Raw genomic sequence first — 13,314 nt, 5'->3', positions numbered from 1 at the left:
GGGCGCTGCCGGGCCGGTCAGCCTGCGCCGAGCAGCCGGGCGCGCAGCCGCTGCAGCGGCGGCAGCAGACCGTAGACCACCACCGGCACCGCGACGGTCGCCAGCACCAGAGTGCGCAGCGGCATCGGCGCGTCCCTGAGCAGGCCGCCGAGCAGCAGCTGCAGCACCGTCAGGGTGGGGAAGACGGCCAGCCAGATCATCAGGGCCAGGTGGTGCCGGGGCGGTGGTCCCACCCGCGCGGGCGGTCGGGGTGCTTCGGACATGTTCGTCCTCCTCATCTCGGGGTCGGGAAGCCGTGCGCGCGCTCGCCGAGGACGACGGCGGCGACCTGCCGCTCTAGCTCGGGCGAGAACGCGTCGGTGACGTCGCGGCGGGCGGTCACGGCGCGGCGTACGTCGTCGGCGACCAGGTCGGCGTTGAGTGCGATGGCGGCCGCCGATCCGGCGCCGGCGGCCGTGACGACCTGGGCGCGCGGATCGACCGCGTTGCCCGCGGCCCAGACGCCGGGCACGCTGGTGCGGCCGGTCGGGTCGACGGCCACCCAGCCGTTGTCGTGCACCGCGCAGCCCAGGCCGGTGAGCAGGTCGTCGCGGGGTACGAAGCGGGGCCGCACGAACACCGCGTCGCGGGCCACGGCTTCGCCGCCGACCAGCTCGACGCCGCGCAGCCGGTCGCCGTCGTGCACCAGCCGGGCCACGGTCCCCTCCACCACGCGCACGCCCCGGGCGGCCAGCTGCTCCCGCTCGTCCCCGGTCAGGGCATGGGTGTGCGCGAAGAAGACCACATCGGCCGACCACTGCCGCACCAGCAGCGCGTGCACCACCGCGTCCGGCGTGCCGCCGAGCACCCCGAGCGGCCGGTCGCGCACCTCGTGCCCGTGGCAGTACGGGCAGTGCAGCAGATCGCGGCCCCACCGCTGGCGTACGCCCGGCAGGTCGGGCAGTTCGTCGCGCAGCCCGGTGGTGACCAGCACCCGGCGTGCGCGCAGGGTCGTCGCGTCGGCCAGCCGGACCTGGAAGCCGGGTTCGATGCCGACCACCGTCGCGTCGATGATCCGGCCGCCGTACCCGGTGACCTCGGCCCGCCCGACCGCGAGCAGCTCGGCCGGCGGCATGCCGTCGCGGGACAGGAACCCGTGCATGTGCGCGGCGGGGGCGTTGCGGGGGACACCAGCGTCCATCACGGCCACCCGGCGCCGGGCCCGGGTCAGGACCAGGGCCGCGCTCAGTCCGGCGGCGCCGCCGCCGACTATCACCACGTCGTACTCGTTCATGGGTGCCAGGCTCGTCGTGGTTGCGGTCATCCGGCAACTCCTGTTGCCGTTTCCGGGAATTGTGCGATGAGATGGGGGTATGGAGCACACGCCGGTGATCGCCGCCGCCCTGGCCGAGGTCGGCCCCCGACTCAAGCGGCTGCGCAGCCAGTTCGGGGTGACCCTGACCGGCCTGGCCGAGACGACCGGCATCTCCAAGAGCACCCTGTCCCGGCTGGAGTCCGGCCAGCGCCGTCCCAGCCTGGAGCTGCTGCTGCCGATCGCCCAGGCCTACCGGGTGCCGCTGGACGAACTGGTCGGCGCCCCGGAGACCGGCGACCCCCGGGTGCGCCTGACGGCGCGCCAGGTCAACGGCCGGACCGTGCTGCCGCTGACCCGCCAGCCCGGCTCGCTGCAGGCCTGGAAAGTGATCATCCCGGCGGCGCAGCACGAGCCCGAACCGCGCGTGCACGAGGGCTACGAATGGCTGTACGTGCTGTCCGGGCGGCTGCGCCTGGTCCTGGGCGACCACGACGTGGTGCTCGGCACCGGCGAGGCGGCCGAGTTCGACACCCGGTTGCCGCACTGGTTCGGCAGCACCGGCGAGCAGCCTGTCGAGATCCTCAGCATCCTCGGCCGCCAGGGCGAACGCATGCACGTGCGGGCCAGGCCGCGCCGACCGGGCGCGGACGGGGCGCAGCCGTGAGCGGTGCGGCGCAGCCTCGGATCGCAATGTGCTCGCTTGAGCGGTTTCACGTGGGGTTGCGAATTTGTTAATAAAGTTGCGAGAATGCCTCCTCGACAGATGTCTATGCATTGGTCACCGGCGGCGACGGCACTGCCCGCGCCCGGTGCTGCCGAGCGGTCCAAGGGGGTCGGCCACGTGCTGCTCGTCTACTCCGGCCGGCACAAGGCCGCCTCCAGCTGGTCGCGGGGCATCCTGCGGGAGGCCGCCGGGCTGCTCGGCCTGAACATGGTCACCGTCATCGCCCCGGAGCAGTGGGCGCCCTACGGCTCCCTGGCCGAGCTCGTCCGGCAGGAGCGGGTGGACCTGCTGTCGCTGACCAACATCCAGCAGCGGCACTACGAGACCCTGCCGCCGCGGCGCACCGTCAACGTCATCCGCGATCCGCGCGACATCGTGGTGTCGGGCTACTTCAGCCACCGCAACACCCACGCCGTACAGGCGCTCGGGGTCACCTGGCACGAGCTGATCGAGCACCGCGAGCGGCTGCTGAAGCTGGACGAGTCGGCGGGCATGCTCGAGGAGATCGAGTTCAGCGGCTACTTCCTCGACCACATGGACACCTGGGACTACCGGCAGCCGGAGGTCCTGGAGCTGCGCATGGAGGAGCAGATCGCCGATCCGGTGGCCGTGTGGACGCGGATCTTCGAGCACTACGGGCTGCTGGTGCCGCCGGGGGCGATCGGCGGGTGGGTCCGGGCGGCCGCGCTGCGCTGGCGGCTGGGCGCGGTGCGGGCCGAACCCGGCCGGGCCCGGGTGCGCCGCGCGCTGGCCGGCCCGGCACCACGGCGGCTGCCGCGGGCGTATGTGCCGCTCGCGACCGACTACCACACGTTCACGCGACTGTCCTACTCCGACCGGCGGCCCGGTGAGGTCGACGAGATGAACCACTACCGCAAGGGTGTGCCCGGCGACTGGCGCAACTACTTCACCGAGCGGCACCGCGCCGCGTTCCGGGCCCGCTACGGCGACCTCGCGGAGCGGCTCGGCTACCCGGCCGGCTGAGGCGCGCGGCCACCGCCTCCACGCCTGGTGCGACCCGATGGCCGCACCAGGCACGGTCGCGCCTTGTCTGACGGATGGTGCGGCCGCTAACGCCCGAGCAGCCGGTACCGGCGGTAGGCCAGCGGGAGGAAGACCGCGGTGAGCACGGCGGGCCACACCGTCGCGAGCAGTACCGAGTGCTCCGCCGCCCAGGTGGTCTCGTTCCAGCTGGGATTGCCGAACAGCTCCCGGACGGCGGTGGCGGTCGCTGACAGCGGGTTCCAGGTGGCGATCGCGCCCATCCAGCCGGGCATGGTGCCGGGGGACACGAACGCGCTGGACAGGAAGCCGACCGGCCATACCAGCACCTGCACGGCGACGGCCGACTCCGGGGTCTTGAGCAGCAGTCCGAGGTAGATGCCGACCCAGGTGAAGGCGAACCGCAGCCACAGCAGCAGACCCAGCGCGGCCAGGGCGGAGGGCAGGCCGTCGTGGGGCCGCCAGCCGACCGCGTACCCGGTGGCGATCATGACGGTGAGGCCCGCGAGCGCGTTGAGCAGGTCGGCCCAGCCGCGCCCGGTCAGCACGGCGACCCCGCTGACGGGCATCGCCCGGATCCGCTCGGTGACGCCCTTGGCCGCGTCGGCGGTGACGGCCAGGACCATCGACTCCAGCCCGAACAGCATGGTCATGGCCAGCATGCCGGGGATGAGGTAGTCCAGGTACGTGCCGTCCGGGACGGCCATGGCGCCGCCGAACAGGTAGCCGAACATGAGCACGATCAGGACCGGGAACAGCAGCGTGAGCGCGATCGAGAACGGACGCTGCCGCCAGTGCAGCAGGATGCGGTGGGTCAGCGTCGCCGCGTCGCGCAGCCACGACGCGGACGCGGGCACGGCGGTGGGGGTGGTCATCGGGCCGGCTCCAGGACGGTCTCGGTGGAACGGGTGGCGGTCTTGCCGGTGAGGTGCAGGAAGACCTCGTCGAGGGTCGGCTTGCGGGTGACGGTCTCGACGCGGTCCGGTCCGACCTTGGCCTTCAGCTCGTCCGGGGTGCCCTCGGCGACGATCCGGCCAGCGTCGATGACCGCGATCTGATCGGCGAGCTGGTCCGCCTCTTCCAGGTACTGGGTGGTCAGCAGCACGGTCGTGCCGGTGCCCACCAGCTCGCGGATGCGGGACCAGACGTCGATGCGGGCGGCCGGGTCCAGGCCGGTGGTGGGCTCGTCGAGGAAGAGCACGGCCGGGCGCAGGATGAGGCTGGTGGCCAGGTCGAGCCGGCGCCGCATGCCGCCGGAGTACTGGGCGACGGCCCGGTCGGCCGCGTCGGCGAGGCCGAACTGGTCCAGCAGCTCGCCCGCGCGTCGGCGGGCGGCGTCGGCGGTCAGGTGGCCGAGCCGCCCGAACAGCTGGAGGTTCTGTCTGCCGGTGAGGATCTCGTCGACGCAGGCGTGCTGGCCGACCAGGCCGATCCGGTACCGCACCTGCCGGGGCCGGCGGACGACGTCGTATCCGGCGACGTGGGCGTGGCCGCCGTCGGGGCGCAGCAGGGTGGAGAGGATCCGCACCGCGGTGGTCTTGCCCGCGCCGTTGGGGCCGAGCAGTCCGCACACCGTCCCGGGCCGGACCCGCAGGGTGAACCCGTCGAGCGCGGTTCGTTCGCCGTACTGCTTGCGCAGGTCCTGCGCGACTATGCCCGCGTGCTCCGCCGCGGGCACGCCTTCTTCGTATGCCATACGGAGAAGCGTAGCACGCTCTCCGTATGGCATACGAAGTGAGCTCGTTATGCTGGAGTCCGTGACCAGCGAGAGCAGCGGCAGCGCCGACCCCGCCAAGACGATCGCCCTGCTCTGGGGCACCCGGCGGCTGCCGCGACGGGGACCTCGGCACGCCCTCAGTGCCGGCCAGGTGATCGCCACGGCCATCGGCCTCGCCGACGAGGACAAGGACCTGGCGCAGCTGTCGATGCGGCGCGTCGCGGAGACCCTCGGCGTCGGCACGATGTCGCTGTACACGTACGTGGTCTCCCGCGCGGAGCTGGTCGAGGCGATGCTGGACTCGGTCTACGGCGCGGCGGTGGCGCGCCTGCGGGAACTGCGCCCCGGCGACTGGCGCGACGGTCTGCGCCAGGTCGCGGCCGTCAACTGGGCCATGTACCTGGACCACCCGTGGATGCTGCAGGTCTTCACCGGCCGCCCGCCGCTGGGCCCGAACGCGATCGCCAAGTATGACCTGGAGCTGCGGGTGGTCGACGGCGTCGGACTGACCGACGTCGAGATGGATGCCGTGGTCACGCTCGTGCACACCCATGTCGAGGGGGTCGCCCGGCGCAAGGTCGAGGCGGAGCAGGCCGAGCGGCGGACCGGCATCACCGACGCCCAGTGGTGGGAGGCGGCCGGACCGGCCCTGGCCGAGGTGCTCGACCCGGGCCGCTTCCCCGTCGCCGACCGGGTCGGCAGAGCGGCCGGAGAGGCGCACCAGAGCGCCTTCGACATCGAGCACGAGTACGCCTTCGGCCTCGACCGCATGATCGAAGGCGTCGAGGCCCTCATCCGCCGGTCCGGTGCTTGAGCGGAGCGGGCGTGTGCCCGCCCGATGACGCGTCCGGTCAGTCGCCGGGTCCGAACACCGCCCAACCGGTGGCGGGGCTGGCGAAGGCGCAGTAGACCAGCGGACCGTACGTGCTGGCGTAGTAGGGCAGCGCGTCCTGGCACTCGGCCTGGCTGTCGAAGGAGGCCAGCGGGACGCCCCACCCCGGGTTCTTGTTCGCCTGGGCCGGTGCGGCGGCGAACAGCGCCGCGCAGAGGGCCGCCGCGCCTACCGTGGCAGTGATGTGCATCAATCTCATGTGGAGATGCTAGCGGGTCGGCCGGGTCGCGTACACGTCTGCCGGCATGGCGCCGGACTGGACGGCGGCGCGCCGGTCCCGCTGTCGGCGGGCAGCCCGGATCCCTTACGGTGATCGGTGTGCGTCGATGAGGAGGTGGCGGCATGTCCGAGTCGCGGCCCGCCAGCGGGGAAGTGTCGAAGTGCTCGCTCGCCGGGTCGGTCCTGGGTACCGTCCTCGGCGTCGCCGGTGACGTCGTGCTGTGGTTCTGGATGACGGGTGGTCCGCTCGTGGACGGGCTCGCCCGCGCGCGACACAACTACGCGGAGGTGTTCTACGTCGAGGACATCGAACCCCGTTACTGGTACAGCCTGGCGCTCGCCGTCGCGATGACACTGGCGGGCACCGTCCTGGTGCTGCGCCGGATCACGAGCGTCGGCGGTCCTCTACTCGTGTTCGGCACGCTCGGGCTCGCCGCCGTCGTCGGCTGTCTCGGCCTCCTGGCGTCGGTGTAGCGCGGGTCCGTCCGCAGCCGCCCGTGCCGCGACAACGCGGTGTTCGGAGCACGCGCGCGGGCGGACTCGGTCGGGCAGCGCTACCGGCTCGCGGTGAGCGCGCCCGTCCGGTGCCCGGTCAGCGGCCCGCGCGCGAAGGCGTCGTCGAGGGCGAAGCCGTCCGCGAGGGTGGCGGCCCAGGGCTGCAGCGCGGCGATCGCCGCCTCGCGCAGGTCGGGCAGGCCGGTCACCTGCTCGGCGGTCAGCCGACCGGTGGCCAGCAGGTCACCGCTGTGCGCGGCGATCCGCCCGAGCGCGAACAGCCGGTGCACCTCGCGTAGCAGGATGCTCGCCGTCGGGTCGCCGGCGCGGTCGACTGCGGCCAGCAGCACCTCGCCGGCCAGCCGGTGGGCGTAGGCGTCGACCAGTTCCAGTGCGCAGGAGACGGTGTTGTTCCACCGCGGCAGCGCACCGGGGTGCGTGCGGTCGCGCAGGCGGGTCCGGGCCCGCTGCTGCCACAGCCGCTCCACGTCGGCCAGCAGACCCTGCAGCGACAGCGGTCGCGACAGGTCGGCGGCCTGGCCGGTGCCCGCCGGGACGGCGTGGCCGAACACCATCTCCGCCGCGGCCTTGGTCCAGATGACCAGGTTGTCGCCTTCGGCCGTGACGGGGCCCTCGAGGCTGGCGGCGAGGTCGGCCAGGCCGTTGACCCGGAGCAGGCCGACGGCTCCGGTGCGTTCCCGGCATTCCCGTACGACATCGCGCGCCCGCCAGGTGGTCCAGCCCTTGACGACGGCGACCAGTCGGTCGACCTCGTCGTGGTCGGCGGCGGTCGCCGCGGCCCACCGGTCCACCGCGTACCGGTGCAGCAGGGTCGCGGCGTAGGTCGCCACCACTGCCTCGATCAGCCGGGCGTGGTGGCCCCGGTGCGCGAACAGCGGCACGGTCACGCCGGGGTCCAGGCCGGTGGTGTGCCGGGTATGGGCGTACCGCACCGCGCTGTTCACCGCGGTGCGGGCCGCACCGACGCCGCAGCCGCTCATGCACAGCTTGCCGGTGGTCACCCGGCCGATGGAGCGCAGGAACCGCTTGCGCAGGCTGCCCGGCGCCCCGCTGGGCGCCCCGTCGCGCAGGACCGCGCCGACGAGTGCGTCCGGCGCGAGCAGTACGTGCTGGAACGTGGTGAGGCTGTGGTCGACGGCGGCGGTGGAAGCCTGCGGCAGGGCCTCCACGGTGATGCCGGGCAGCACCGCGGTGCGGTCGCGCAGCGGAGTGAAGAACAGGTACACGCCCTGGTCCGTGCCGTCGACGAGCAGGCGTGCGGCGACCAGCCCGGTCTTGGCGCCACCGGCCGGGCCGGTGTTCGGCATGAACTTGCGGGCGCCGGGGTGCGGGGTGTGCAGCACGAAGCCGCCGGTCGCCGGGTTGTGGACGGCGGTGGTCTCCAGGTCGGCGGCGCTGTTGCCGTGCGCGGCCTCGGTGCACAGGAAGACGCCGACGCGGCGCAGGTCGGTGAACTCGGCCAGGTCGCGTCGGCCCGCCGGCTCCAGGTCCAGCAGGCTGCCCAGGAACAGGTTGTAGTGGATGCCCGCCACGGCCGTCAGCGCGGCGTCGCGCGGGCCCATCCACTCGTGCAGGGCGGTGATCCGGTGTACGTCCGAGGCGAACGCGGCGACGTCGTCGATCTCGGCGTTGACCAGGGCCAGCCGGTGGTATGCCCGCTGTACCGCCGCGTCGTGGTCGAGGTCGGCGAAGGCGAACTGCGGGTCGGCGAGCAGGTTCTGCCACACCCGGTGGTCCTGGTCGAACCGGTGGCCGTACAGGATCTCGGTCAGCGAGCGGAGCGTGGCCGATCCGGGCCGGTGCTGCCGTGGTGCGGGCACAGCCGTCGACATCGTCTGCCTTTCGGGTCGCGGAGAGCCGCCACCCGGTGCGGGCCGCACCGGGTGGCGGCGCCGTAGGTCAGCGGCTGAGGGCGCCGAAGAACTCGCTCATCGGGGAGTCCGAGGAGGGGTTGCGGTAGAAGTCGGCGACCGCGGCGACCAGTTCGTCCCGGTCGATGCGGCCGTTGCCGTCGAGGTCGATCCGGGCGAAGGCCCGCTCGCTGTCGGCGCTGTCGACGCCCATGGCCACCTGGGCCTGGCGGAACTCGGCCAGCGACATCTCGCCGTTGTCGTCGGTGTCGATGAGGGTGAACAGGGTGTCGGCGATCGGGCGGATCAGCTGGGTGAACCCGGTTTCGCTGTCGCCGATCGCCTTCTGCAGGGCCTGGATGAACTGGGCGCGGTTGAACGGCCCGTCGCCGCCGCCGAGGTGCGCGGCCAGGCCGTCCCAGTAGGCCGCGAAGGCGGTGTACACGGCGGCGGTCTTGGCCGGGCTGGCGGTCGCTTCGAAGGCGGTGACCACACGGGTCGCCAGCGCGGTCATGTCCTGTGCGGTCAGCGAGCCGTTGCGCTCGGCGTCGAGCAGCTCGAACAGGATGGAGTACCGGGCCTCGAGTTCATTGCGGGTAGCCGTCATCGACGTTCCAATCACTAATAGTCGTCATCAACTTACGGAGGGTAACAGCGAAATCCTGTGGCGAGCGGACCCGCCGGTCGCCGACGTGTCGCCCGCCTCGACGCGGCCGACACGCTCGCGCTCGGTGCGGATCACCCGGTGGCTGGCTACTATTCCGGTGATTTGGCCGGTTTAGGACGATGGTGAGAAGTGGTCAGCGCACTGCAGAAGCGCAAGCTGGATCTGGCGTTCGCGCACTTCGACATCGACGGCAACGGCCAGATCGAATGCGACGAGATCCTGGCGCTGGCCTCCCGGCTGCTGCTCTGCTTCCGCCGCACACCCGCCTGCGCCAAGGGCCGTGCCGTGCTGGAGCGGCACGAGCGGCTCTGGGACGAGATCGCCCGCCACGCCGACGCCGACACCGACGGGGCCATCACCTACCGCGAGTTCCACCACGGCATGACGGCCGCGTTCCTCCGGCCCACCGGCCGCGCGACCATGCTGCGCCCGGCCGTGGAGGCGCTGATCGACGTGTGCGACACCGACGGCGACGGCCGACTCGACCTGACCGAGTTCGCGACCATGCACCGCGCGTTCGGCACCAGCCGCGGTGACGTGCGGGTCGCGTTCGCCGCCCTGGACGCCGACGGCGACGGTCGCCTCAGCGCCGACGAGCTCACCGACGCCGCCTGGGACTTCTACACCAGCCCGGACCCGCGCGCCCGCGGCAACTGGTTCTTCGGCGACCTCACCCGGTGACCGTGCCGACCGCAGGGCGCCGGGCCGCGTACGCCCGCGCCATGCTCCCCTGGGTGCGCCGCCGCGCCGGCGTCGCCCCGATCGACCCCGGCGGCCTGCCCACCGCCACCGAACTGTTCCTCGACGTCGTGTTCGTACTGGCCGTCGCCCAGGTAGCCGCCGTCCTGGCCGGCACCACCGACCCCGCGACCACCGTACGCGGCTTCGCCGTGCTGCTGGCCGTCCTCATGTACTGGACCGGCCTGGTCCTGGCCGGATCCGTCGTCAGCGCCGAACGGGCCGCGATGCGGCCGGTCATCGTCGGCGCGACCGTCAGCCTCGCCCTGGTCGCGGTCACCGCACCCGACATCGTCGCCGACGGCGCCACCCCCGGCGCGACCGTCTTCGCCGCGTCGATGCTGACCGTCCAGGCACTGGAGACCGCGGGCGTATGGATGGTGTACGCCGTGCTGCCCGCCCACCGGCTGCACCCCGGCAACGCCGTCGCGGCCACCCTGGCTCCGCTGGCCTCCGGCGCCATGTGGTTCGCCGCCGCCGCGACCACCGGCCAGCAGCGCACCCTGCTGCTGGTCGCCGCGCTCGCGATCAACGTGCTGGTGATGGGCGCGCTGCAGCTCGACTTCCGCGACCGGCTGCCCTTCGGCGCCACCGAGGCGTTCTTCCCCCGCGCCACCGCGGTCTTCACCGACCGGGTCGCGGCCGTGGTCGTGGTCGCCCTCGGCTGCGTGGTGGAGCTGCTCGGCGGACTGGACCCCGCCCGCCTTGGCGCCGGTCCGGTCCTCGTCTACCTGCTCGTATACCTCACCCTGCTCATCGCACTGTGGTGGCTGCACTTCGGCTTCATCGCCGGCCACGCCCGGATCCGGTTCCGGGCCAAGACCGGCGCCACCGTACGGGCCGCCGCCCTGTTCACGTACTTCCAGGCGAACATGGTGATGCTGGTCGGTCTCGTGCTGCTCATCGTCGGACTGGCCCGCACCCTCACCGGCCTCGCCGGGGCCGCACCCGCCGGCCCCGCCGCCGTCGGCACCGTCTACGGCGGCGTCACGCTCTACCTGCTCGGCCAGTTCTGGTTCTGGGCCGTCATCGCCGGGCGCCGCTGCTGGCTGCGCCCGGCCACCGCGCTGCTCCTGCTCGCGCTCACCCCGGTGGCGGCCGGCCTGCCGCTGCCCGCGATGCTGGCCATACCCGCCGCCGCGTGCACGGGACTGGCCGTGGCCGACAGCGGCCACTGCCGCGCCGCGCCGCAGCGTCGGGTGGCGCACCGGCGGCGGCTGGCCTGGCGGCTGCGCCTGCTCGGCCGCTACAACACGGCCCGCGCGGCCGTCACCGACCTGGAACTGCTCGTCGACGTCGTGGCCGGATTCGCCGTAACCCGCACCGCCTACCTGGTCGGCGCGGACCCCCACCCGGCCGGGATGGCGCAGGCCGTGCTGGTGCTGCTGATGCTGTGGGGATGCTGGTCGGCCACCACCAGGCTGGCCAACACCGTCAAGGCCGACCTCGGCGCGACCAGGGCCTGCCTGCTGGCGGCGATGGCGGCGCTGCTGCTGCTGACCCTTGCCGCGCCGCAGGTGTTCACCACCGGCTCCGCCCGCGTCGGCGCCGCCACCGTCGTGTTCGCACTGGCCTACCTGCTGGTCCGGGCCCTGACCGCGGTGGCGGTCGTGCTCACCCTGCGCCCGCCCGCGTCCCGCCTGGTGCCCGTGCTGGCCAGCACGGCGCTGGTCACCGCGCTGATCCTCACCCAGGCCGCGGTGCCCGAGCCGCTGCGGCCGGCGGCCTGGTCGCTGCTCGCCGCCACGGAGATCGGCACCTGGTGGGCCGGCAGCCGTACCTGCCCCGTCGTCGCGGCCGCGCACCTGGTCGAACGGCACAGCCTGATGACGCTGCTCGGACTGGCCTCGCTGGCCACCGCGATCACCACCGCCACCTTCGGGACCGCGATCACCACCGCGACGGCCGCCACCGCCGCCGTCGCGATGCTGATGGCGGCCGGGCTGTGGCACCAGTACGCCCGATGGCGCGCACCAGCCGAGCACCTGTTCACCGCACTGGGCACCGCGGCCCGCCACCGCCTGGCGACCGGCCGGTACACCGCCTGCCACCTGCTCCTGCTCACCGCCGTCATCGGCTTCTGCTACGCCGTCACCACCGCCGTGGCCGTCCTGGCCGCCGACGGCCCGCGCGGCCCGCTGCCCACCGCCGCCGGCCTGGCGCTCCTGCTCGGGGTCGCCGTGTACCAGGCCGGCCTCGCGGTCATGGCGTGGGCCGTGCACCGGTACCTGCCCAGGCACCTGATCCTCGGGGTGGTCGCGCCGGTGCTGCTGGCACCGGCCGCGGCACCCCTGCCGGGCATCGCGGCCCTGGCCCTGGCCGCGACCACCGTCGGCGCACTGGTCTACGCCGGACGCCCGCGGAACCCGCCGCCCCGACCTCGCCGCCGTGAGCCGACGCCCGCCTCCCTTTCCCCCGCGCGGCGACGTCCGCCCGCACCGTCACCGGCGCGGTAGCCGTACGTGACAGGGGCCGGACTCCACCTGGAGCCGGCCCCTGTGTCCGTTCCTACCAGCCGACCGGGGACCGGTCGGACCGCGCGACCGTTACGCGCCGACGAGCACCCCGGTGACCGTGTCGGAGGCGCTCGGGTCGTAGAACTCGCCGATCCCGGCGATCCACTCGTCACGGTCGATGCTTCCGTCGCCGTCCCGGTCGAACGACGCGAACAGCTGCCGCACCTTCTCCGGCGCGAATCCCACCGCCACCATGACCGGGTGGAACTCGTCGAGGCTGATCAGCCCGTCGTCGTCGCGGTCGCAGAGGTCGGCCAGCGACTCCGCGTAGGGCAGGCCGTAGCGGTCGAACCAGCCGACGGCCGACACGATGGCGGCGTAGGCGGGCAGGTCGATCCGCTCGGCGGCGCTCGCGGACCGCAGGCTGTGCCAGTACTGCTCGTGCGCGGCGCGCAGCGCGCGGACCTTGGGGTCGGCGTCGGCAGCACCCACGGCCTGCACGATCCGGTCGGCGACCTCGACGAAGTCGGTCGGCTCGAGCACGCCGTTGCCGTCCGCGTCGAGGAGGTCGAAGCGCAGCCGGATCCGGTCCGAGATGATGTCGTCCATGATGCTCCTAATCAGGGCAAATAGGTGATCACCTCGCAGGTTAGACACGCAGCCGTCACCACCCGGGGACGTTGCCGACGTGTCGTACGCGTGTCGGCACTGCCCGGCGGCCGACGTCGATCAGACCCCTTGCCGGTCCTCCAGCCCGACGGCCGCCTTCAGCTCCTCGACATCGGTGTGCAGGCCGGGCTGGTCGTCGGCCTGGGCGACGTGGCTCATCAGGTCGGCCAATCCGTCCGCGATGGCGTTGAGTTTGTGCTGGACGGCTTTGTCCGCTCGGGTCTGGGTGTTCTGCAGCAGCGCCACCATCAGGAACGTCACGATCGTCGTCGCCGTGTTGATGATCAGCTGCCAGGTGTCGACTTCGCCGATGACGAAGTACGACGGCGCCCAGATCAGCACCAGCAGTACGCAGGCGGCGAAGAACCAGGCCTTGGAGAAGAACGCCGACGCCCGGGTCGCGAACCGGTCGAACAGGCCCAGGCCGGGGGCGACGTCGCTGGGCATGTTCCGGGGTCGGGTGTCGTCGGCACCGTGCTCACGCGCGTGCGTGCTGGGGGAGGGGATGTTGGCCATGCCGCTGGATACCGTCCGCCCGCCCGGGGCAAACCTGCGGTTCGCCCCGTTGAC

15 protein-coding genes are annotated in these 13,314 nt (G+C 73.0%); 6 read left to right on the top strand and 9 right to left on the bottom strand.

Going from position 1 to position 13,314, the window contains the following annotated elements; translation table 11 throughout:
* Nucleotides 1–17: 17 nt before the first annotated feature.
* A complete protein-coding gene (locus QEZ54_RS19895) occupies nucleotides 18–263 on the bottom strand; it encodes a hypothetical protein (protein WP_281306167.1) in 246 nt (81 codons plus the stop codon).
* A gap of 11 nt (nucleotides 264–274) precedes the next feature.
* Nucleotides 275–1,273 carry an NAD(P)/FAD-dependent oxidoreductase gene (locus QEZ54_RS19890; protein WP_281306337.1) on the bottom strand — a complete coding sequence of 333 codons (999 nt, stop codon included), beginning with the start codon at nucleotides 1,271–1,273 and terminating at the stop codon, nucleotides 275–277.
* A gap of 79 nt (nucleotides 1,274–1,352) precedes the next feature.
* Between QEZ54_RS19890 and QEZ54_RS19885 the strand changes: the two genes are divergently transcribed.
* Together QEZ54_RS19885 and QEZ54_RS19880 are read left to right on the top strand one after the other, a co-directional pair.
* Entirely contained in the window at nucleotides 1,353–1,958 is a 606-nt protein-coding gene (locus tag QEZ54_RS19885) for an XRE family transcriptional regulator (protein WP_281306166.1), read from the top strand.
* Nucleotides 1,959–2,057: 99 nt separating this feature from the next.
* Nucleotides 2,058–3,002: a sulfotransferase domain-containing protein gene (locus QEZ54_RS19880; protein WP_281306165.1), complete on the top strand. Its 945-nt coding sequence runs from the start codon at nucleotides 2,058–2,060 to the stop codon at nucleotides 3,000–3,002.
* A gap of 86 nt (nucleotides 3,003–3,088) precedes the next feature.
* Here QEZ54_RS19880 and QEZ54_RS19875 read toward each other — a convergent pair whose 3' ends face one another.
* Entirely contained in the window at nucleotides 3,089–3,895 is an 807-nt protein-coding gene (locus QEZ54_RS19875) for an ABC transporter permease (RefSeq protein ID WP_281306164.1), read from the bottom strand.
* A complete protein-coding gene (locus tag QEZ54_RS19870) occupies nucleotides 3,892–4,716 on the bottom strand; it encodes an ATP-binding cassette domain-containing protein (RefSeq protein ID WP_281306163.1) in 825 nt (274 codons plus the stop codon). The genes QEZ54_RS19875 and QEZ54_RS19870 overlap by 4 nt, the downstream gene beginning before the upstream one ends.
* A 61-nt stretch (nucleotides 4,717–4,777) precedes the next feature.
* Here QEZ54_RS19870 and QEZ54_RS19865 point away from each other — a divergent pair, with 61 nt between their 5' ends.
* Nucleotides 4,778–5,551 (top strand): TetR/AcrR family transcriptional regulator C-terminal domain-containing protein, encoded by a 774-nt coding sequence (locus tag QEZ54_RS19865; RefSeq protein ID WP_281306162.1) that lies wholly within the window; start codon nucleotides 4,778–4,780, stop codon nucleotides 5,549–5,551.
* A gap of 37 nt (nucleotides 5,552–5,588) precedes the next feature.
* Here the strand turns inward: QEZ54_RS19865 and QEZ54_RS19860 are convergent, their stop codons facing one another.
* On the bottom strand, nucleotides 5,589–5,828 hold the full coding sequence (locus tag QEZ54_RS19860) for a hypothetical protein (protein ID WP_281306161.1): 240 nt from the start codon (nucleotides 5,826–5,828) through the stop codon (nucleotides 5,589–5,591).
* A gap of 143 nt (nucleotides 5,829–5,971) precedes the next feature.
* Between QEZ54_RS19860 and QEZ54_RS19855 the strand changes: the two genes are divergently transcribed.
* On the top strand, nucleotides 5,972–6,322 hold the full coding sequence (locus QEZ54_RS19855; protein WP_281306160.1) for a hypothetical protein: 351 nt from the start codon (nucleotides 5,972–5,974) through the stop codon (nucleotides 6,320–6,322).
* 80 nt (nucleotides 6,323–6,402) lie between these two features.
* Here QEZ54_RS19855 and QEZ54_RS19850 read toward each other — a convergent pair whose 3' ends face one another.
* Both QEZ54_RS19850 and QEZ54_RS19845 read right to left on the bottom strand, forming a co-directional pair.
* A complete protein-coding gene (locus tag QEZ54_RS19850; RefSeq protein WP_281306159.1) occupies nucleotides 6,403–8,184 on the bottom strand; it encodes an acyl-CoA dehydrogenase in 1,782 nt (593 codons plus the stop codon).
* 79 nt (nucleotides 8,185–8,263) lie between these two features.
* Entirely contained in the window at nucleotides 8,264–8,821 is a 558-nt protein-coding gene (locus QEZ54_RS19845) for an EF-hand domain-containing protein (protein ID WP_281306158.1), read from the bottom strand.
* Nucleotides 8,822–9,010: 189 nt separating this feature from the next.
* Here QEZ54_RS19845 and QEZ54_RS19840 point away from each other — a divergent pair, with 189 nt between their 5' ends.
* Together QEZ54_RS19840 and QEZ54_RS19835 are read left to right on the top strand one after the other, a co-directional pair.
* On the top strand, nucleotides 9,011–9,562 hold the full coding sequence (locus QEZ54_RS19840) for an EF-hand domain-containing protein (RefSeq protein WP_281306157.1): 552 nt from the start codon (nucleotides 9,011–9,013) through the stop codon (nucleotides 9,560–9,562).
* Entirely contained in the window at nucleotides 9,559–12,075 is a 2,517-nt protein-coding gene (locus QEZ54_RS19835; RefSeq protein WP_281306156.1) for a low temperature requirement protein A, read from the top strand. The genes QEZ54_RS19840 and QEZ54_RS19835 overlap by 4 nt, the downstream gene beginning before the upstream one ends.
* Before the next feature lie 90 nt (nucleotides 12,076–12,165).
* Here QEZ54_RS19835 and QEZ54_RS19830 read toward each other — a convergent pair whose 3' ends face one another.
* Nucleotides 12,166–12,684 (bottom strand): EF-hand domain-containing protein, encoded by a 519-nt coding sequence (locus QEZ54_RS19830; RefSeq protein WP_281306155.1) that lies wholly within the window; start codon nucleotides 12,682–12,684, stop codon nucleotides 12,166–12,168.
* Nucleotides 12,685–12,804: 120 nt separating this feature from the next.
* The gene (locus QEZ54_RS19825; RefSeq protein ID WP_281306154.1) at nucleotides 12,805–13,260 is read right to left on the bottom strand and encodes a low affinity iron permease family protein; all 456 of its coding nucleotides are present in this window, start codon (nucleotides 13,258–13,260) and stop codon (nucleotides 12,805–12,807) included.
* Nucleotides 13,261–13,314: the final 54 nt, after the last annotated feature.

This window comes from Catellatospora sp. KI3 (genome assembly GCF_029948125.1).
Taxonomy (GTDB): Bacteria; Actinomycetota; Actinomycetes; order Mycobacteriales; family Micromonosporaceae; genus Catellatospora.
Note: the sequence above shows the minus strand (reverse complement) of the source record. Positions and strands in the feature narration are given on the sequence as shown.